Origin of the sequence: Microbispora sp. NBC_01389 (assembly GCF_045040095.1) — a bacterium.
In the GTDB taxonomy this organism is placed as follows: Bacteria; Actinomycetota; Actinomycetes; order Streptosporangiales; family Streptosporangiaceae; genus Microbispora.
Genome location: NZ_CP109552.1, coordinates 5,581,759 through 5,600,314, shown reverse-complemented (window position 1 = coordinate 5,600,314; position 18,556 = coordinate 5,581,759). Strand labels below are relative to the sequence as shown.

Here is an 18,556-nt window from a genome sequence, read left to right as displayed (position 1 = left end):
AGGTTCTCGCATGACGAACGTAGCGGCTTCCGCCTTAGGCTCTCCCGGCATGCTGCCGGCGCTCAACACCCGCCACCACCGCGCCGCCCTCGGGGTCTTCGCCTTCGTCGTCGTGGCCCACTGGGCCGAGCACATCGCCCAGGCGGTACAGGTCTACGTGCTCGGCTGGCGCCTGCCCGAAGCGCGCGGCGTGCTCGGCCTGCCGTTCCCGTGGCTGGTGACGTCCGAATGGATGCACTACGGCTACGCGCTGCTGATGCTGGCCGGCCTGATCATGCTGCGGCGTGGTTTCACGGGCCGTGCCCGCACCTGGTGGAACGTCGCGCTCGGCATCCAGGTCTGGCACCACTTCGAGCACCTGCTGCTCCTCGTGCAGGCGATGACCGGGAACCACCTGCTGGGCAAGCCGGTGCCGACCAGCATCATCCAGCTTCTGGTGCCGCGCATGGAGCTGCACCTGTTCTACAACACGCTTGTCACGATCCCGATGGTGGTCGCGATGATCCTGCACCTCCGTCCCACCACCGCCGAGCGGGCCGCGATGCGCTGCTCCTGCGCCCCGCGCCTCGCGGCGCACCCACGAGAGGCCACGGCGTGACGACGGACCCCGGGCCGCGCCGCGGCTCCCCCGCCTTCACCGCCGCGCTCACGCTTTTCGCGCTCTTCCTGCTCTTCCTGACCGTGCCCGGCATCGGACCGGCCGTACGGGCCGCCCGCGCGGACGGCGTCCCCGGCACCTTCACCGCCCGCTCGGTCGACTGCGTCCGGCACCCCGGCCACGAGTCCTGCACCTGGAACGGCGACTTCCGCTCCGACGACGGCGCCGTACGGCGCGACGGCGTCGAGCTGTACGGCGCCGACCGCGACATGCTGCGAGAGGGGCAGGAGACCCGGGCCGTGGACGTGGGGCGGCCGAGCCGGGTCTACGGCCCCGGTGGTTCCATGGAATGGGTGTTCACCGCGCTGCTGCTGCTCGCCGCGGCCGGCATCCTGCTCGTCGCGTACGGCGGGCCGGTGCGGCACCTGCTCCGCGCCCGCAGCCGCAGCCACACCAGCGCCCAGACCAGCGCCCACACCAGGGCGCCGGACTCCGGAGGAGTGCCATCCCACAGCCGATAACGCGGCCGACGACGTGCCCGGCCACCATCATGGTGGTGGGCGACTCGCTCAGCCACGGCTCGGACGGCGACTACACATGGCGATACCGGCTCGCCCGCCACTTCGCCGCGCGGGGCGCGCCGGTGTGCTTCACCGGGCCGTGGACGGGCACCCGCGCCCCGCCCCGTGCGCACCGCGCCCCGCCTCACCCGCACCGCTCTCCGCCTCACGCGCACAGCTCCCCGGTGGGCGGCTGCCGCCCGGGGATCGGCTTCCCCGGCGACCGGCACTACGCCCGCTGGGGCCGCCTCATGGAGGAGGCCAGGCGGAACATCGCGGACGCCGTCGCCGCGCACCGGCCCGGCCACCTCCTGGTGGCGCTCGGCTTCAACGACCTGGCCTGGGGCGTGAGCGGCCCCGACCGCCTGCTCGCCCACGTCGCGGAGTTCGTGGGCCTGGCCCGCGCCGCGCGGCCGGACCTGCGGTTCCTCGTGGCCGACGTGGTCCATCGCACGCCGCTGCCCTCCCTGCCGCATCTGCCGGGGATCACCGAGGCGTACAACGCCCGCCTGCCCGGCCTCCTGGCCGCGCTGTCCACGCCGCGCTCCCCCGTGGTCCCCGTGGGCCTGGCCGCCGTCTACGACCCGTACGCCGACACCTACGACGGCCTGCATCCCGGCGTCGCCGGCGAGTTCACGATCGCGAAGGCCTTCGCGGACGCGTTCTTCCCCGACCTTGTCACCGGGCGGCGCTTTCCGTGAACCGGTGGACCATCGACGGTATGACTGAGTAGCCTTCCGAGTATGACCAAGAAGATTACGATCTCTTTGCCGGACGAACTGGCCGACGAGGCGCAGGCGTCCGGCAACGCCTCGGCCTACATCGCCGCGGCGCTGCGCGAGCGGCGGCGCGTCCAGGGCGACCTGGCCATCATGGCCGACTTATGGGGGCCGGGCTGGCAGGACGGCATCTCCGACGACGACAGCGTCCGCGCGGCCCGCCTCATGGGCGGGGACGCCAAGGCGGACGCCGCGTGACCGACCCCGTCCCACCGCTCGGCGTCCTGTCCGGCCACGTGCTGGACCTCGACGCCGTCGTCCACCTGATCGAGGGCAAGAGCATGTACGGCAGGGCGGTCGTGCGGCAGTCCTCCGCGCACGGCGTCACCCTCCTCGTTCCCGCGCTCGCCGTCCAGGTCCTCTCGCTGGGCCCTATACAGCCCCGCCTCGAACGCTTCCTGCGCATGTCGATGGTCGTCACCGGCGCGCTGTCGCCCGACGACGCCGTCGAGGGCGGGCCGTACGCGCAGGCGATCAGGGCGAGCCTGCGCCGGCACCGGCCCGCGGCGTCCGACGCGGGCCTGGCCGACGTGCTCGTGGCCGCCCACGCCGTCGTCCACGCCACCCGCCGCGACTGGCGGATCATCACCCCGTCCCCCTACCTGTACGAGGGCCTTGACGTCCGTTTGGAGATTCTTCCCTAGACGTTCAATCTCTACGTCTACGCAGGTCAGTGGGTATCCAGGAACCGGCCGGGGTACCAGCGGGGCATGGCCGCCCTTCCGGCGTACGCGCCGATGATGGCTCGGCTCGGGCCGCTGCCCGAGCCGCAGGGCGACTACGCGCACGAGATGAAGTGGGACGGGGTCCGCGCCCTCGGCTACGTCGAGGACGGGACGCTCCGGCTGGTCTCCCGCAACGGCAGGGACATCACCCCCGCCTATCCCGAGATCGCCGGGCTGGCCGGCGCGACCGGCGGGCAGTCGACCGTGCTCGACGGGGAGATCGTCGCCTTCGACGAACGGGGCAGACCGTCGTTCGAGGCGCTCCAGCCGCGGATGCATCAGCGCGACCCGCTCAGGATCAGGCATCTGGTGGTCACCACTCCCGTGACGTACCTGCTGTTCGACGTGCTGCACGCCGGCGCCGGCACCATGATCGGCGCGCCCTACACGGAACGGCGGCGCGTCCTTGAGGATCTCGTGCGCGCCGGGAGCCACTGGGCCGTCCCGCCCTACTACTCCGGCGGCGGGGAGCAGGCGCTGGCCGACTCCCGCCGCCTGGGGCTGGAGGGCGTCGTCGCCAAACGGCTCGTCTCCGCCTACCTGCCCGGCCGCCGCTCCCCCGACTGGGTGAAGGTCAAGAACGTCCGTACCCAGGAGGTCGTGGTCGGCGGCTGGCGGCCCGGGGAGGGCCGCCGCGCCGACACGATCGGCTCGCTGCTGCTGGGCGTGAACGACGGCGGCCTGCTCCGGTACGCCGGGAGTGTCGGCACCGGCTTCACCGACGAGGCGCTGCGGCGGCTCGCCGAGCGCCTGGCGCCGCTGCGGCGGGACACGCCCCCGTTCTCCGGCATCACCCGCGAGGAGGCCAGGGGGTGCCGGTGGGTGGAGCCGGTGCTGGTCGGCGAGGTGCAGTTCGCCGAGTGGACCGGCGAGGGACGGCTGCGCCATCCCTCCTGGCGGGGCCTGCGCGACGACAAGGACCCCGGCGAGGTCGTCCGCGCGCAGGGATGAGCGCAGGGATGAGCGCAGGGACGGGCGGCGGGGTGACACGCCCCGGTTCATCCGCCCTCGCCCGCGCCGCCGCGCCGCCGTGTGGCGAGCACGCCGAGCAGCACCGCGCCGGTGAGGAAGGCGACGTTGTGCGCATACTTCGCGACCGGCGCGACATCGCCCAGCGGCACCACGAAGAACCCGACGATCGTGCGCGCGGTCAGGGCTCCGGCGGCGAGCGCGGCGACGTGGCGTCCGGTCCACTCCGGCGAGCGGGCCGGCCGGTCGGCCACGGCGGCGGTCAGGGCCAGCAGGGCGAGCCCGGCCGCGACCCCGGCCCAGGTCGCGGGCAGGAGGTCGAACCCGAGGCCCGCCACCAGGCCGGCCGCCGCGACGGCGATCGGCCGGGGCGGGCGCCGTGACGCCGCGGAAGGGCCGGGAAGCACAGGAGGGTCGGGAAGCACAGCAGGATCAGGAAGCACAGCCGCGCTGGTCATAGGGTCGGGAAGCACAGGAGGGTCGGGAAGCACAGGCCGGCGCCGGACGGCGGGGACAAGCGCGAGGAGCGCCAGCAGCGCGGCGACGGCCAGCGCGCCCCCGATCTGGGCCGCCGAGGCGTGGTCGGGCTCGGTCCGCAGATGGTCGCGCAGCACCAGCGTCGCCGCCGCGAGGTACAGCGCCGCGGTGACGACCAGCCCGGGCGCGCGCAGCCATGGCGTACGCGACAGCCTGGGCGTACGCAGCCAGGGTGTAGGCAGCCGGGGCGCCAGCGCCTCGGTCAGCGCGATCGGCGCGCCGAAGCTCCAGATCGCGTGGCCCGCGACGAAGGCCAGCGCGGTGTGGGCCGCCAGCCCCAGGGGCTCGACGTACGTCGGACGGATCATCTCCTCCCAGTACGGGATGTCCCGGTAGCCCTCGCTGAACAGGGACTGGTCGACGACAGCCGCCTGCAGCACGCCGAAGGCGGCAGCGAGGGCGAGGATCCCCGGCCAGCGCATCCCCAGCCGGCGGGCCGTCTCGCGGATCAGCAACGCGGGCGCGCCGTACAACGGGCTGAAGATCATCAGGCTGGCGGCCAGCACGAACGGATCGCCGGTGCTGTCGTCGTAACCGGCGAGGTACTCGGCGCAGATCGGCGACAGCACCACCAGTCCGGCCGCGAGCGACCAGCGGGCCCGGCGCGCGTCAGGCGTTCTCATCACGTTCCTCATCACGCCTCCTCATCACGTCTCGAAGCGGCGGCGAACACGACGACGCCGACGACCGCGACGAGCAGGTTCGCGTACACCTCGTAGCCGGTCAGGAAGGCGAGGCGCGGGATGACCTGCCGGTTGAAGACGTTGAGGATCGCTCCGCAGAAGGGCTGAACGGCCAGGTGGTCGATGGTTCCGCTGATTCCCGCGGCGACCAGGAACGCCCCGGCGAGCTGGATGGCCTTGCGCATGACGCCGACGCTAGGGACCGGCGAGGCCACCGGGCATCGGGCGTCGGCATCCTTCCGTCCGGCGAAGGTCGCCGGCGCGCGGCGTGCCCTCCGACCAAAGTCGGACGCCCCCCGACCTCGGTATCGACTTCGCGGCGCCGCGTGGGCGCGCCTCCCCGCAGGACGTACGCTGCGGGGCATATGAACCCCTCCGCCGCCGCCCCCCGGCACCGGCGAACCCGGCGCGACCGGCTCGTGGACACGACGATGTTCCTGCTCGCCGCGGCGTTCGCGTTCCTCATGTCGGCGGACCGCCTCGGCACCGCGCCGCTGCCGCCCGGGTGGCTGTTCCCCCTCGACCAGGTCGCGGGCGCGCTCGGCTGCGCCGCGCTGTGGCTGCGCCGACGATGGCCGGTCGGGCTCGCGGTGACGCTCGTCGCGCTGTCGGCCGTCTTCGAGATGGTCGCGGGCCCGATGCTGGCCGCGCTCTTCTCGGTGGCGGTCCACCGGCGTCCCCGGATCTCCGGGGGGGTGTTCGCGTTCAGCGTGCTGGCCGCGGTCGTGTTCACGTGGCTGCGTCCCGAACCGGGCATGCCGCCGCTCGCGACGTTGATGCTGGGCCTGGCCCTGCAGGGCGCGGCGGCCGGCTGGGGGTTGTTCGTCCACCACCGGCGCCGCCTGGTGCTGGCGCAGCGCGACCGCGCGGCCCGGATGGAGACGGAGGCGAGACTGCGGGCCGAGCAGGCGCAGCACCTGGTCCGCGAGGCCCTCGCCCGGGAGATGCACGACGTGCTCGGGCACCGGTTGTCCCTGCTGAGCGTGCACGCGGGAGCGCTGGAGTTCAACCCCGGCGCCGACCCCGCCGACGTCGCCCGCGCGGCCCGGGTCATCAGGGAGAGCGCGCACCAGGCGTTGCAGGACCTGCGCGAGGTGATCGGCGTGCTGCGCGCCCCCTCCGGCGGCACATCCGGCGACCCGTACGGCGACCCGTACGGCGACCCGCACGGAGAGGAGGCCGCGACCACGCGGCCCGGCCCGCCGGGCCTGGCCGATCTGGACCGGCTGCTGGCGGAGTCGGGCGAGGCCGGCATGCGGGTGCGGCTGCGCGACGAACTCGGCGGACGGCCCCGGGAGACCGTCCCGGGCCGGACGGGTCACACCGCGTACCGCGTCGTGCAGGAGGCGCTCACCAACGCGCGCAGGCACGCGCCGGGGGCGGAGGTCCGCCTGCGACTGGCGGGGGCGCCCGGCGAGGGCCTGACGATCGAGGTGGTCAACGACACCCCCGCCGCAGGCCGGCCGGAGACCGGAGGCGGCGGAGGCAGCGGTCACGGGCTCGCCGGCCTGGCCGAGCGCGTCACCCTGGCCGGAGGACGGCTGGAGCACGGGCCCGTGCGCCGGGACGGCGGCACCGGCCCGGGTGGCTGGCACGTGCGGGCCTGGCTACCGTGGCCCGCATAATGGCGCGCATGATCTCGCCCGGCCCCGCACCCACAGGCGTGCCCATCGGCGTGCTCATCGCCGACGACGACCCCCTCGTCCGGGCCGGCCTCGTGATGATGCTCGGCGGCGCGGCGGACCTCCGCGTCGTCGCCGAGGCGGGAGACGGCGCGGAGGTCCTGCCGCTGACCCGCCTGCACCACCCCGACGTGGTGCTGATGGACATCCGGATGCCCGTCATGGACGGCCTGGCCGCGACCGAGGCGCTGCGCGCCCGCGACGGCGCGCCCGAGGTGATCGTGCTGACCACCTTCGACGCCGACGAGCACGTGCTGCGCGCCCTGCGCGCGGGGGCCGCCGGGTTCCTGCTGAAGGACACCCCGCCGCACGAGATCGTCGAGGCCGTCCGCCGGGTGGCCCGCGGCCACCCGGTGCTGTCCCCGGCGGTGACCCGGCGGCTCATCGCCCGGGTGGCCGGGTCGGGCCGGGACCTGCGGCGGACCCGGGCGCAGGAGCGCCTGGCGCCGCTGAACGACCGGGAACGGGAGATCGCCGTGGCGGTCGGGCAGGGCAGGCCGAACGCCGAGATCGCCGCGCTGCTCCACCTCAGCCTCCCGACCGTGAAAACGCACGTGTCGAGCATCCTCGCCAAGCTCGGGCTGGGCAACCGCGTGCAGATCGCACTGCTGGTCCACGACGCCGGACTGCTCGACGACGTCCCGGGGGGCTGAGCACATTTTCCCTGCCCTTGGTGCTCTCCCCACCAGCCCGGGGAAGGAGTGCGTCATGCGCGCGCTCACCGTCGTCCCGCGCCGGGCCGGCTCGCTGGCGCTGACCGAGATGCCCGACCCCGTGCCCGGAACCGGTGAGCTCCTCGTCGAGAGCGTCGCCGTCGGCGTGTGCGGCACCGACAGGGAGGTCGTCGCCGGCGACTACGGCTGGGCCCCGCCGGGCCGGGAGCGGCTGGTCATCGGGCACGAGTCCCTCGGCCGCGTACGGCAGGCCCCCGCCGGTTCCGGCTTCTCCCCCGGCGACCTCGTCGTGGGCCTGGTGCGCTACCCGGATCCGGTGCCGTGCGTTGCCTGCGCTCACGGTGAGCCCGACATGTGCCGCAACGGGCGATACACCATGCGGGGGCTGAAGGAACTCGACGGCTACGCGAGCGAGGCGTGGTGCGTGGAGACGGCCTGCGCCGTACGGCTCGACTCGGGCCTCGGCGAGACGGGCGTGCTGCTGCAGCCGGCGTCGGTGGTCGCCAAGGCCTGGGAGCAGATCGAGAAGGTCGGCAGACGGTCCTGGTTCGAGCCGCGCCGGGTGCTGGTCACCGGCGCGGGACCGTTCGGCCTGCTCGCCGCGCTGCTCGGGGTCCAGCGTGGTCTCGACGTGCACGTGTTCGACTTCGTCAAGAGCGGGCCCAAACCGGCGCTGGTCGCCGATCTCGGCGCGACCTACCACACGGGCTGGATCGAGGACGTGGTGACGGCGCTCCGGCCGGACGTGGTCGTCGAGGCCTGCGGCGCGGCCGAGGTCTTCACCGGCGCCCTCTCCGCGATCGGTCCGTACGGGATCGTCTGCCTGACCGGGGTCACCCCCGGCTCCCGCCGGATCACCGTGGACGTGGGCACGCTCAACCGCGAGATGGTCCTGGAGAACGCCGTCGTCATCGGGACGATCGACTCGAACCTGCGCCACTTCACCGCGGCGGCCGGCGCCCTCGCCGTGTCGAACCGCGACTGGCTCGCCCGGCTGATCTCGCGGCGGATGCCCCTGCACCGATACGCGGGGGCGTACGACAGGCGGGATGACGACGTGAAGGTCGTGCTCACCTTCGGCTGAGCGCGCCGAGCAGGTCAGTGATCGCGGTCGGCGGCCAGCCGGGCCAGTGCCTCCAGCCCCGCGGTCGCCTCCGGCGTCAGCCCCGCCGCCCGCAGCGACTCCAGCGCCTCGGCCAGCAGGCCGTCCACCCTGGCGAGGCTCCAGGCACGACCGCCCGCCTCCTCCACCAGTCGCGCCGTCCGCGCCAGATCGGGCTCCGCGAGGGGACGGCGGTACAGGGCGGCGAGCGCGGCGCCCGCCGGGGTGCCCGAGGTCAGCGCGGCGACGACCGGCAGGGACTTCTTCCGGTTGCGCAGGTCGGAATGAACCGGTTTGCCGGTGACCGCCGGATCGCCCCAGATGCCGAGCAGGTCGTCCAGGATCTGGAAGGCCAGTCCCACGCGTTCGCCGAACTCTTCCAGCAGCACGGACTGACTCGGGGTGGCGCCGCCGTACGACGCGCCGAGGGCGCAGGCGCACCCGAAGAGGGCCGCGGTCTTGCCCTCCGCCATCCGCACGCACTCCTCCAGGCCCACCTCGGCGCGTTCCTCGAAGTCGAGATCGGCGCTCTGGCCGTCCAGCAGCGACTGGACGCGCCCGGCCAGCACCGGCACGCCGTCCGGCCCGCCGTCGGTTCCGGTGGCGAGCACGGCGAAGGCCAGCGCCAGCAGCGAGTCGCCGGCCAGGATCGCCTGGGCGCGCCCGAACACGGCCCAGGCGGTGGGCCGGTGCCGGCGGACCCGGTCGCCGTCCATCACGTCGTCGTGGATCAGCGAGAAGTTGTGCACCAGTTCCACCGCGACGGCGGCGGGCAGCGCCGCCGGCGGCTCTCCCCCGGCGCCCTCCGCCGCCAGCAGCGTGAACGCCGGCCGCAGCGCCTTGCCAACCGCTGCGCCACCCACTGCGCCACCCGCTGGGCCACCCCCGCCGCCGGCCGGCCGCCCCCGGGCGTCCCACCAGCCGAAGTGGTAGCCGGCCACGCGGCGCATCGACGGCGGCAACGTCCCCACCGCGCGGCGCAGCGCGGGATCGAGCAGGTCGCGCGTACGGGCGAGCACGTCCGCGGCGCACGGACGCGCCGCCACCGGTTCCGTCATGCTCCCACCGCCTCTGGCTCGGGTGCGTCGTCAGGCAGGCCGGGGCCTGTCGGCGTACCCGATCGCGGAGGTCCACTAACGTTGGGCGACGCGCACGAGATGCTCCGGCGGCCGCTGGGCCGCAGCCGCCTCCAGGTCACCCCGATGGGTCTCGGGCTCGCCGCGAGCGGCCAGGGCGTCGCCGTCGGCCTGTCCACCACCGGGCCCGCGCAGGCCGGCACGATCGGCAGGGCGGTCGCGACGCTCTTCTAGGCCAGCTTCTAGGCCAGGTCTCCCAGGAGGGTGGTCAGGGCCGGACCGAGCGGGACGTCGAAGGTCATCAGCGCCTCGCCGTCGCCCCGGGTCGGCCCCTGGTTGATGATCGCGACGGGGATCGAGCGGGCGGCGGCATGCCGTACGAACCGATAACCGGACATCACGGTCAGCGATGACCCCAGGACCAGCAGCAGGCCGGCCCGCTCGGTCAGCGCGTAACACTCCTGCACCCGCGACGGCGGGACGTTCTCGCCGAAGAACACCACGTCGGGTTTGAGCACGCCGCCGCAGCCCTCGCAGTCGACCGTACGGAACGTCTCGATCTCGGCGGTGGTCAGCACGGCGTCGCCGTCGGGATTGATCAGAGCGGTGCGGGAGTGCCAGCCGGGGTTCTCCGCCCGCAGTCGCCGGTCCAGTTCGTGGCGGGCGCCGCGGTGGCCGCAGCCCAGGCAGCGGACCCGGTGCAGGCTGCCGTGCAGTTCGATCACCCCGTGCGCGCCGGCCTCCTCGTGCAGGCCGTCCACGTTCTGGGTGATGACCCCGGCGACGAGCCCGCGGCGCTGCAGTTCGGCGACCGCGCGGTGACCGGCGTTGGGGGCGGCGTCGACGATGTGCCGCCAGCCGAGGTGGCTGCGGGCCCAGTAGCGCCGGCGGGCGGAGGCGCTGCTCACGAAGGTGTGATAGGTCATCGGGTCGGCTCTGCGCCTGCGTCCGGTCTCGCCGCGGTAGTCCGGGATGCCGGACTCGGTGGACAGGCCGGCCCCGCTGAGCACCACAACGTCGCCGTCCGCCACGAGATCGGCCAGCATGCTCCACCGCTCGGCGGTCTGCTCGCCGGTCTGCTCGGCGGTCTGCTTGATGGCTTGCGCCGTTTGAAGCCGGTTCACCCCTCCATGGTGCCCGATCGGCGCCTCAGCCCGGCACGAGCCGTACGTCGAAGATCACTTCGACCTCGTCGCGCAGCCTGAGCGCGCCGAAGAACGCGGAGTAGGGGCGGATGCCCCACTCCGACTGCACGACGGTGGCCCGGCCGCGTGCCCGCCCGCCGGCGAAGGCTCCGTCGACCGCGACCGGCCGGGTGACGCCCGCGATGGTCAGGTCGCCCTCGACGCGGAACGCTTCGGGGTCGCCCTCGACCCGCGTCGACCGGAACGTGATCGTGGGATGCCGGTCCGGCATGAGGACCTTCTCCCGCATGTTCTTCTCGATCTCGACCCGGTCGGAGTCGGTGAGCGGCTTGACCCCGCCCGTGCCCTCCCTGACCCGCATCGAGGCCGTCTCGGCCTCCAGCGAGACCCGGGAGGCCGCCGGGTCGCCCGGCGTCACCACCGCCTCGCCCCGCCATCTGGTGACCTCGATCGTCAGGTCATGCCCGGCCTTCGCACCGAGACCGGCGCGGCCGGTGAGGACCAGCAGCCGCCCCGACCTGGGCCCCAGCGCGTACGTGCCCGCCTCGACGTCCATGTCATTGGCATTCCCACGCTCTCGCCCGGCGATGTCGCCGCAGTTGGCGGGACTCGGCGTGATCTGGCACCAGGCCGCCGCCTTTACGATGTAGATCAAATGGGCTCAACGCTTTCCTTCCGGGAGCCGTACGACCGCGACCGGGCAGTGCGCGCGGTGCAGCACGGCGTGGCTGACCGAGCCGAGCAGCGCGCCGCGCACGCCGCCCAGCCCCCTCGACCCGACGACGACGAGGTCGGCGACGAGCGACGCCTCGGCGAGCGCGGGGACCGGGTGCCCGAAGACCGCCGACTCGACGAGTGGGACGTCCGGGTGCTTCTCGCGCCACGGCGCCAGCCGCAGCCGGGCCGAGCGCGACTCCTCGTCGAAGACCTCGTGCATCGTCGCGGTGTAGCCGGAGGCGAAGGGGGCGAAGATCGGCGCCTCCCACGCGTACACGGCGTGCACCCGGGCCCGGCGCGCCCGGGCCTCCTCGAAGGCGAACTCCAGCGCGGCCTCCGAGTGAGGCGATCCGTCGAAACCGACGACGACCTCGTGATACTCGTCGCGGTGCGGTCTGCGTACGGCCACGACGGGGACCAGGGCGTGCCCGGTGAGGCCGAGGCCGACCGACCCGAGGACCAGGCCGGAGAAGCCGCCCGCCCCCCGGCTGCCGACCACGAGCGCGTCGGCCCCGGCCGACGCGGCGCGCAACGTCTCCACGACCGTCCCCTCGGCGAGTTCCGTCGTCACTTCCAGGTCCGGGGCGACCTGGCGCGCACGCTCGGCGGCCGCGGCGAGCACCCCCTCGCAGAACTCGCCGTACGAGTCGGCGAACCCCTCCACGGCGTGGAACGGGTACTGGTGCGCCCACGGCTCGCGGACATGGACGATCCGCAGGGCGGCCCCCCTGCGCCGCGCGTCGTCCGCCGCCCACTCCAGCGCCGCCGTCGCGGGCTTCGATCCGTCGACGGCGGCGACGACCAGTCCGGTCATGGTCCGTTTCCTCCCTGTGCTCAGCGGCTCGCGACGTTCTGTGCTCGCGACGTTCTGTGCTCGCGACGTTCTGTGCTCGCGGTGTTCTGTGCTCGGGGTTGGCGTGCGGCTCGCGGCGCGGGGACACCACTCCCAGCGACCATCGCACCGTGTGAGCTGCCCGTCCCGCAGCGGTCGAAAGTCCCATCACCCCGGGACTTCCGCCGCCTGCCGCGCCTCCTTGGCGGTAGGGCCGCCCGACATCGCGAACTCCATGGATCGAGAGCCTTTCGGCGGGCATGCTCTCTGTCAGGAAACGTCTCTGGCGGGAGCGAGCATCGTGCCTGGCGGAATGCCGTGTGGTGACAGGACCAACGCAACTCACCGGTCGCGGAGCGGAGCGCGCCCGGGCACGCCCCTATCCGGCTCACCCCCGTCAGACTCGCCCCCGTCAGGCCCGCCCGAGTCCGGCCCGGTGCTGCCCCCCGGTCAGGTCCTCCACCGTCTACCCGCCGCAGGCAGGGCCACGTCTGGCGAGCCGTTCGGCCCCGGCCGCATCCTCCGCCGGGCCCTGCGCCGGCCGCTCGGGGCTGGCGCACCTCCGTCCGATGGGCCCCCTGCGCCCAGTCGAAGCCTCCGCCGGGCGCCCGCCGTACCGGCCGCGGCGCTGCCCACAGCGCTGGCCACAGCGCTGGCCGCGCTTGGGTTCCTTGCGGCGGCGTGCGGTACGGGCTCCGGGTCGTCCCCGGCCGCCACGTTCGCCGCTGCGTCCTCGGGCCCGTCGTCCGGCTCGTCGTTCGCGGTGCCCCCGGCGACCGGCCCCGGAACGCCGGCTCCCTCCCCAGCCCTCGCCACCTCTTCCGGCGGGCCCCTGGTGGCAGGGCGTTACCAGCCGCTGTGGCCGTTCACCGACGAGAAGCAGGTGCGCGACTGGCAGGAGAGCTACCGGGCGGGCGGGCACCAGCCCTGGCATCTTGACGCCGGACAGACCGCGCTGGCCTTCACCCAGGGCTACCTCGGCTTCAAGGGCATCGACCAACTGGTCGACAGCAAGGTCGACGGCGTGCACGCCCGCGTCTCCGTCGGCATCCGCGGCGAGGGCGGCGGTCGTCCCGGCATCGCCGCCGTCATCCACCTCGTGAAGTTCGGCACAGGCACGGACGCCCCTTGGGAGGTGGTGGGCACCGACGACACCACCTTCTCCCTCACCACTCCCCGGTACGGCAGCTCGGTCTCCTCGCCCGTAAAGGCAGGTGGCAAGATCACCGGTGTGGACGAGAGCATCCGGGTGCAGGCGCGCGGGGCCGGTAGAACGAGCCCACTGGGCGAGCGCTGCTGCGTCTCCGCGGGAGGGGAGACCAGCCCTTGGTCCGCCACCCTTGACTTCCGTGCCGCCCCGGGGCAGACGGTCACCATCGTCGCGAGCACCGGCGGCCACATCGCCGACGTCGAACGGTTCGCCGTGACCGGCGTGCGCGCTACAGCGCGATAGGAACTCCCGGCGGCAACTCGGTGATCCCTTGAAACACTTGCGCGACTGCTCGTCACGGTCTCGTCGCAGTCCCGCCGCAGCCCTTACCGCTCTCGGACGCCCCCACCGCGCCCCTCCCCGCACCATGACCCGACCCTCCCCGCACCATGACCCTCCCCGCACCATGACCCTCCCCGCACCATGACCGTCTCAGCGCCTGTCGCTCGTTACACGCGCCCCCTCGACTCGCTGCCTACATGCTCGCCACATAAGCGGTTTCTTCATGCTCTGACGCCTTTGCCTAGTGGTCCTCGCCTTAGGGCACAAGTCGGCGATATCCCCCTCTCAACCTGTAGCTCCAATTAAAGTCGGCAGCCATTTGCTTGACACACGCTGAGAGTGAGAGAATTCAGACAGGCATTCGAATGCGCATGAGGAGGTGGAGCGTGGAATTCCCCGTAAGCGATTCCGATCGCCTCCAGCGTTCGAACCTCCCCGACAACTGGCGGGACCAGCTCATCAGCAGATCGCCGCTCTGGGCACCCGAACGTTCAGCCGACAATACGACCGATTTCCCCTCTATCGCCGTTTCCGGCATATCCGGTGCTCAGCGCTACTCTTCTCCGCGCAGATTCGCAGATTCCGTCTTCTCTGAAGACAGCTCGCACATCGGCAGAATGGACAACTCGCACAGCCCGGCAAGTGAGCGAGCCAGCAGCACCGTGCGTCGCATCCCCGAAACGGATCGATCCCGCGCAGAAGCGGGCAGCACCATCGAGATGTGCGCCGCCGAAAAGCCCAACCCCTCGGCAGACCGCGGGCATGCTCCGGGCGGTACACCCAGCTGTGCACCTGGCGGTGCCTTGGGCGATGTTCCCGAAGATGCGTCTGTCGGCGTATCCAGCGCTGGCCGGAGCGATGCGGGCCAGAGCCCCAATGCAGGACCGGGTGACGCCAGCCATGGTCGGGATGCCGGCCACGGCGACGCGCAGCCTGAACAGGGTGCCTTTGGTGCTGGGTCATCCTCGTGGGTGGCGGTGGCGGCTCTTGTCGAGGCGGCTCGGGTGGTGGCATTGGTGCCGGTGCCTGAGGACGCGGGTGTGTGTCTGGCCGAGGCGGAGGAGTTGCTTGCGGTCCGTGATCGGATCACGTCGGCGTTGGCGGCCCGGGTGGGTCGTGTTCACCGGGCGGGGGAGGCGAAGGGTCATGGCCATGCGTCCACGAAGTTGTGGTTGCGGTCTGCCGGGGGGATGACCCCTGCGGGGGCCGGCCGGTTGGTGACGGTGAGCGTGGAGTTGGATCGTCTGCCGCAGGTCCGCCGCCTGTTCGCGGAGGGTGGTCTGGCGGAGGGGGTCGTGGAGGCGATCTGCACCGCCACCTCTGGGCTGACCGATGACCAGGCGGCGACGGCTGAGCGGATTCTGTTGGAGTTGGCGAACTCGGCGGGTGCGGCGGAGGTGGCCAAGGCGGGGCGGTATCTGCGCGCGGTACTGGACCCCGACGGGCACGAGAAGGACGAGCAGGCCGACTTCGACCGCCGGTTCTTTAGGGTACGCAGGCGGAGGAACGGCGGACTGGAGGGCGAGTTCTACCTGCCGGTGGAGGCCGCCGCGCGGTTGCAGCACATGCTGGACGTCTACGCCAAGCCCAAGGCGGAGGGTGATGACCGGCCGTTGAGTGTGCGGAACGCCGACGCGTTGATCGCGTTCCTGGAGAACAAGATCGTCACTGAGCTTCTGGTGCTGGTCAACGCCGAGTCTCTCCCCGACGACCCTCCGAGTGGCACTCCCTGCGACGAGGGTGAGCCCACCGTCGACGACGGCGAGCCCACCATTGAGGAGCCCGCCGACGGAGAGCCAGAGCCCGCCGACGAGCAGTCGGAGGGTGCGGAGCCGGGCACACGGCCACCGGCCGTCAGCCCCGAACGCACAGCCACCAGCCCCGAACGCACAGCCACTGTGCCCCCGGGGGGCGGTGATCACTCAGCCCACGAGGACGGCTGCTCGACCGTCGCGCCCTCCGCAGGAGACGACACCTCCCCTGCCGCGCCCAGTGCCGCCTCCCATGCCCCCTGCCGTGCCGCCTCCGGTGCGGGTGCGGGCGCGGGCGCGTGTGGGGGCGCTGACGGGCAGGAGCCTGTCACCGGCCGCGCGGCCGCCGGTAGCTCGCCCATGGACGGTCCGGCTGCCGCCTGGCCGCACTTCGACCCCACCGGCGGCCACGAGCGCGGCAACGAGCGCGGCGATCTGCGCGACGGCGATGGCGTCCAGCAGGGCCACGCCGACGACCACGCCGACGACCACGCCGACGACTCTGACGACGACCCCGGCACTCAGGAAGAGGGCATCGAGCGAGGACATCGCAGAAACCGAGTGCGGCCGCAGCAGGCACCCCCGCAGCAGGCACGCCCGAAGCAGACGCATGCCCCTGATCCCCCACCCGAGCCCGACGCCCCGCCGGATGCGGAAGGGAGCGCCTGCCCGGGAAGCGACGCCTGGCCTGGCGGCGACGCTTGGCCTGGCGGTGGCGCCTGGCCTGGCAGTGATGCCTGGGCGGGGGTGGGAGCCGACGCTCCGCCGGGAAGCAGTCCGCCGGGGGCGGGCGGCAATGTGCCGCCCGGGGTGTGGATGCGGGGGTTGCCGGGGCTGATCCTGGCGACCGGGCATCTGCTGCCCGCCTCCAGCGTGCACCGACTGGCCCGCACCAGCACCCTGGTGAGGATCGTCATGAACGCCGCCGGGCAGGTCCTCGACATGGGCCGCAAGGTCCGCCTGGCCACCCCCGCCCAGCGCCGGGCCGTCTTCGCCCGGTACGCCACCTGCTGGGTCGACGGCTGCCCCCTGCCCGCCACCATGTGCCAGATCGATCATTGCGACAACTGGTGCAGCGGCGGGCTGACCGACCTGAAGCTGCTTGGGCCGGCCTGCCAGTTCCACAACCGCGACCGCTACCGCCACCCCACCCGCTACACCCGCCGCACGATCGGCGACGACCGCTGGGCCTTCACCTACCGCAACCCCCGCAGCAGCACCCGGAAACGCGAATGAGACACGAGAAAGGCTCAGATCGGCACGGGCGGCACGGGCGGCACGGGCGATCGCGATCAGTGGCCTCGGCGGATCCAGTCGTCGAGGTGGGGCTGCTCGGCGCCGATGGTCGTGCTGTCGCCGTGACCGGTGTGCACGACGGTCTCGGGCGGCAGAGTCAGCAGGCGGTCGCGGATCGAGCCGATGATGACCCCGAAGTCGGAGAAGGAGCGCCCCGTTGCTCCGGGGCCGCCCTGGAAGAGGGTGTCGCCGGTGAAGAGGACACCCAGGTCCGGCGAATAGAAACAGCAGGCGCCGGGGGCGTGGCCCGGCGTGTGCAACACTTCGAGCCGGGTCCCGGCGACCTCGATGGTCTGCCCGTCGGCCAGGGTGGCGCCGGGCTCCCGGTCAGGGTGGGTGAGCCGCCAGAGCGGGAGGTCGGCCGGGTGCAGCAGGACGGGCGCCCCGGTGGCGTCGGCCAGGTCCGGAGCGACCCGGACATGGTCGTCGTGCGCGTGGGTGGCCAGGATGGCCAGAACCCGCCGACCGGCGATCAGATCGGTGATCGCCTTGACGTCGTGGGGCGCGTCGAACACGACGCATTCGGCCTCGTCGCCGAGCACCCACACGTTGTTGTCGACGTCGAACGTCTGGCCGTCCAGGCTGAACGTGCCCGAGGTGACAGCATGGTCGATTCGGGCACTCACGAGAAGATCACCACCGAGTTGCGCATGGCCCCATTGTGCAACAGCGCGGGATGTCAGTCCGCCCGCGACGGCTTGGGCGGAAGCACCGGCTCCAGCCGGAACAGGCCCGCCGAGGAGGAGTCCGCGTCCTGTGCCACGACCGTCCGTCTGCCCGCCACCGCCGCCAGCAGGTCGGTCACGGTGACGATGCCCTTCAGCATGCCGGAGGCCCCGATGACGGGCACCACGTCCACCTCCGACTCCAGCATGGCGGCCGCCACTCCGGGCAGGGGCTCGTCCGGCGGCACGTGCGGGCACCTGCGCCCTCCGAGCAGTTGCCGCACCTGGGCGCTCGACTGCTCGGCCGGGCCGCCGGACCAGTGAGCGGCGATGTCCTCCCGGGTGAGCACGCCGATGATGTGGAACCCGGAGTCGACGACGGGCAGATGGTGCATCGACCCGCGGCGCATGAGCTCCCAGGCCATGAGCGGCGACTCGTCCGGCTTCACGGTCACCAGCACGCGGCTCATCACGTCGGCGGCGGTCATAGCTTCCACGGTCATCCTCGTCCACCTCCCGCGGGCGGCGCACCCGGTATCTCCATTGGACCACCGGGACGCGGCCCGGCGCAGGTGCCGAACGTCCCGACCTGCGGGGACCTGCGGCCCGGCCGCCTCGGCGCCACCCCGGGAGAGGATTGGAGGCAGCGGGGATCGAAACAGTGAGGGCGCACAAGTGGGAGGTGGCCATGCTCGCCGGTGAGGTCATGAGCAGCCCGGCGATCACGCTGGGGCGGGGTGACACGGTCCGACGGGCGATCCGGGTGCTGTACGACCACGACATCACGGCCGCTCCCGTGCTGGGGGACCACGGCGAACTGGTCGGGATGGTCAGCGAGATCGACCTGCTGTGCGGCGCGTTCACACCCGGCATGTCCGCGCCGGCCACGGTGGCGGACGTCATGTCACGGCAGGTCAGCACGGTCGAGGAGACCACCGAGACGGCGGTGCTAACCGATCTGATGATCGCCAGGAGGATCAAGAGCGTTCCGGTGCTGCGGGACGAGCGGGTCGTCGGGATGGTCAGCCGCCGGGACCTCATGGCGCTGCTGGCCAGGTCGGACGCCGAGCTGCGCGACGCGGTCCTCGCCGCGCTCCGCGAGCGCTACCCCTCCGAGACCTGGGAGGTGAGCGTGCGGAACGGGGAGATCGACCTGCGCGGCCCCGAGGGCCAAGGGCCCGAGCACGTGGCCGACCTGCTGGAGCGGGCGGCTCCCGGGATACGGCCGTCCCGCCGCTGACACCGGCAACCTGAGACACGGGCGACCTGAGAC

The 18,556-nt window shown here is 72.9% G+C and carries 21 protein-coding genes; 13 read left to right on the top strand and 8 right to left on the bottom strand.

The window, feature by feature from the left end; genetic code table 11:
* The first annotated feature begins 49 nt into the window (after window positions 1–49).
* The 6 genes from OG344_RS24645 (at window position 50) to ligD (ending at window position 3,613) form a co-directional block, all read left to right on the top strand.
* Window positions 50–598 (top strand): hypothetical protein, encoded by a 549-nt coding sequence (locus OG344_RS24645; RefSeq protein WP_405085116.1) that lies wholly within the window; start codon window positions 50–52, stop codon window positions 596–598.
* Complete coding sequence (locus OG344_RS24640) at window positions 595–1,119, top strand: hypothetical protein (RefSeq protein ID WP_405085115.1); 525 nt, start codon at window positions 595–597, stop codon at window positions 1,117–1,119. Before OG344_RS24645 ends, OG344_RS24640 begins: the two co-directional genes overlap by 4 nt.
* Window positions 1,120–1,154: 35 nt before the next feature.
* The gene (locus OG344_RS24635; protein WP_405085114.1) at window positions 1,155–1,859 is read left to right on the top strand and encodes a GDSL-type esterase/lipase family protein; all 705 of its coding nucleotides are present in this window, start codon (window positions 1,155–1,157) and stop codon (window positions 1,857–1,859) included.
* Between the two features lie 42 nt (window positions 1,860–1,901).
* Window positions 1,902–2,135 (top strand): type II toxin-antitoxin system ParD family antitoxin, encoded by a 234-nt coding sequence (locus tag OG344_RS24630; protein WP_405085113.1) that lies wholly within the window; start codon window positions 1,902–1,904, stop codon window positions 2,133–2,135.
* Entirely contained in the window at window positions 2,132–2,581 is a 450-nt protein-coding gene (locus tag OG344_RS24625) for a hypothetical protein (protein ID WP_405085112.1), read from the top strand. The genes OG344_RS24630 and OG344_RS24625 overlap by 4 nt, the downstream gene beginning before the upstream one ends.
* A 66-nt stretch (window positions 2,582–2,647) precedes the next feature.
* Complete coding sequence (ligD, locus tag OG344_RS24620) at window positions 2,648–3,613, top strand: non-homologous end-joining DNA ligase (protein ID WP_405085111.1); 966 nt, start codon at window positions 2,648–2,650, stop codon at window positions 3,611–3,613.
* A 47-nt stretch (window positions 3,614–3,660) separates the two neighbouring features.
* Here the strand turns inward: ligD and OG344_RS24615 are convergent, their stop codons facing one another.
* Together OG344_RS24615 and OG344_RS24610 are read right to left on the bottom strand one after the other, a co-directional pair.
* Window positions 3,661–4,791, bottom strand: coding sequence for a hypothetical protein (locus tag OG344_RS24615; RefSeq protein WP_405085110.1), 1,131 nt, complete (start codon window positions 4,789–4,791; stop codon window positions 3,661–3,663).
* A gap of 11 nt (window positions 4,792–4,802) precedes the next feature.
* Window positions 4,803–5,036: a hypothetical protein gene (locus tag OG344_RS24610; RefSeq protein WP_405085109.1), complete on the bottom strand. Its 234-nt coding sequence runs from the start codon at window positions 5,034–5,036 to the stop codon at window positions 4,803–4,805.
* Window positions 5,037–5,216: 180 nt separating this feature from the next.
* Here OG344_RS24610 and OG344_RS24605 point away from each other — a divergent pair, with 180 nt between their 5' ends.
* From OG344_RS24605 to OG344_RS24595, 3 genes are read left to right on the top strand one after another with little or no spacing between them, the layout of a single operon-like run.
* The gene (locus OG344_RS24605; protein ID WP_405085108.1) at window positions 5,217–6,476 is read left to right on the top strand and encodes a sensor histidine kinase; all 1,260 of its coding nucleotides are present in this window, start codon (window positions 5,217–5,219) and stop codon (window positions 6,474–6,476) included.
* 8 nt (window positions 6,477–6,484) lie between these two features.
* A complete protein-coding gene (locus OG344_RS24600) occupies window positions 6,485–7,186 on the top strand; it encodes a response regulator (protein ID WP_405085107.1) in 702 nt (233 codons plus the stop codon).
* A 55-nt stretch (window positions 7,187–7,241) separates the two neighbouring features.
* Window positions 7,242–8,291 (top strand): glucose 1-dehydrogenase, encoded by a 1,050-nt coding sequence (locus OG344_RS24595; RefSeq protein ID WP_405085106.1) that lies wholly within the window; start codon window positions 7,242–7,244, stop codon window positions 8,289–8,291.
* Between the two features lie 14 nt (window positions 8,292–8,305).
* On the opposite strand, the gene OG344_RS24590 is transcribed toward OG344_RS24595, so the two are convergent.
* On the bottom strand, window positions 8,306–9,367 hold the full coding sequence (locus OG344_RS24590) for a polyprenyl synthetase family protein (protein WP_405085105.1): 1,062 nt from the start codon (window positions 9,365–9,367) through the stop codon (window positions 8,306–8,308).
* Window positions 9,368–9,448: 81 nt separating this feature from the next.
* Here OG344_RS24590 and OG344_RS24585 point away from each other — a divergent pair, with 81 nt between their 5' ends.
* Window positions 9,449–9,619 carry a hypothetical protein gene (locus tag OG344_RS24585; protein ID WP_405085104.1) on the top strand — a complete coding sequence of 57 codons (171 nt, stop codon included), beginning with the start codon at window positions 9,449–9,451 and terminating at the stop codon, window positions 9,617–9,619.
* Window positions 9,620–9,627: 8 nt separating this feature from the next.
* Here the strand turns inward: OG344_RS24585 and OG344_RS24580 are convergent, their stop codons facing one another.
* Genes OG344_RS24580 through OG344_RS24570 form a run of 3 tightly spaced genes read right to left on the bottom strand, consistent with a single transcriptional unit; the run spans window position 9,628 to window position 12,061 of the window.
* Window positions 9,628–10,482, bottom strand: coding sequence for an NAD-dependent protein deacetylase (locus tag OG344_RS24580; protein WP_405089165.1), 855 nt, complete (start codon window positions 10,480–10,482; stop codon window positions 9,628–9,630).
* Window positions 10,483–10,534: 52 nt separating this feature from the next.
* Window positions 10,535–11,185, bottom strand: a complete 651-nt coding sequence (locus OG344_RS24575) for a YceI family protein (protein ID WP_405085103.1) — start codon at window positions 11,183–11,185, stop codon at window positions 10,535–10,537.
* Window positions 11,186–11,191: 6 nt separating this feature from the next.
* A complete protein-coding gene (locus OG344_RS24570; protein ID WP_405085102.1) occupies window positions 11,192–12,061 on the bottom strand; it encodes a universal stress protein in 870 nt (289 codons plus the stop codon).
* Between the two features lie 853 nt (window positions 12,062–12,914).
* Between OG344_RS24570 and OG344_RS24565 the strand changes: the two genes are divergently transcribed.
* Together OG344_RS24565 and OG344_RS24560 are read left to right on the top strand one after the other, a co-directional pair.
* On the top strand, window positions 12,915–13,532 hold the full coding sequence (locus tag OG344_RS24565; protein ID WP_405085101.1) for a hypothetical protein: 618 nt from the start codon (window positions 12,915–12,917) through the stop codon (window positions 13,530–13,532).
* 404 nt (window positions 13,533–13,936) lie between these two features.
* Complete coding sequence (locus OG344_RS24560) at window positions 13,937–16,558, top strand: DUF222 domain-containing protein (RefSeq protein ID WP_405085100.1); 2,622 nt, start codon at window positions 13,937–13,939, stop codon at window positions 16,556–16,558.
* A 56-nt stretch (window positions 16,559–16,614) separates the two neighbouring features.
* Here the strand turns inward: OG344_RS24560 and OG344_RS24555 are convergent, their stop codons facing one another.
* Both OG344_RS24555 and OG344_RS24550 read right to left on the bottom strand, forming a co-directional pair.
* Window positions 16,615–17,244, bottom strand: a complete 630-nt coding sequence (locus tag OG344_RS24555) for an MBL fold metallo-hydrolase (RefSeq protein ID WP_327045637.1) — start codon at window positions 17,242–17,244, stop codon at window positions 16,615–16,617.
* Between the two features lie 53 nt (window positions 17,245–17,297).
* Window positions 17,298–17,786: an HPP family protein gene (locus OG344_RS24550; protein WP_405085099.1), complete on the bottom strand. Its 489-nt coding sequence runs from the start codon at window positions 17,784–17,786 to the stop codon at window positions 17,298–17,300.
* 158 nt (window positions 17,787–17,944) lie between these two features.
* Between OG344_RS24550 and OG344_RS24545 the strand changes: the two genes are divergently transcribed.
* Window positions 17,945–18,523: an HPP family protein gene (locus OG344_RS24545; RefSeq protein WP_405085098.1), complete on the top strand. Its 579-nt coding sequence runs from the start codon at window positions 17,945–17,947 to the stop codon at window positions 18,521–18,523.
* The last annotated feature ends 33 nt before the right edge of the window (window positions 18,524–18,556 follow it).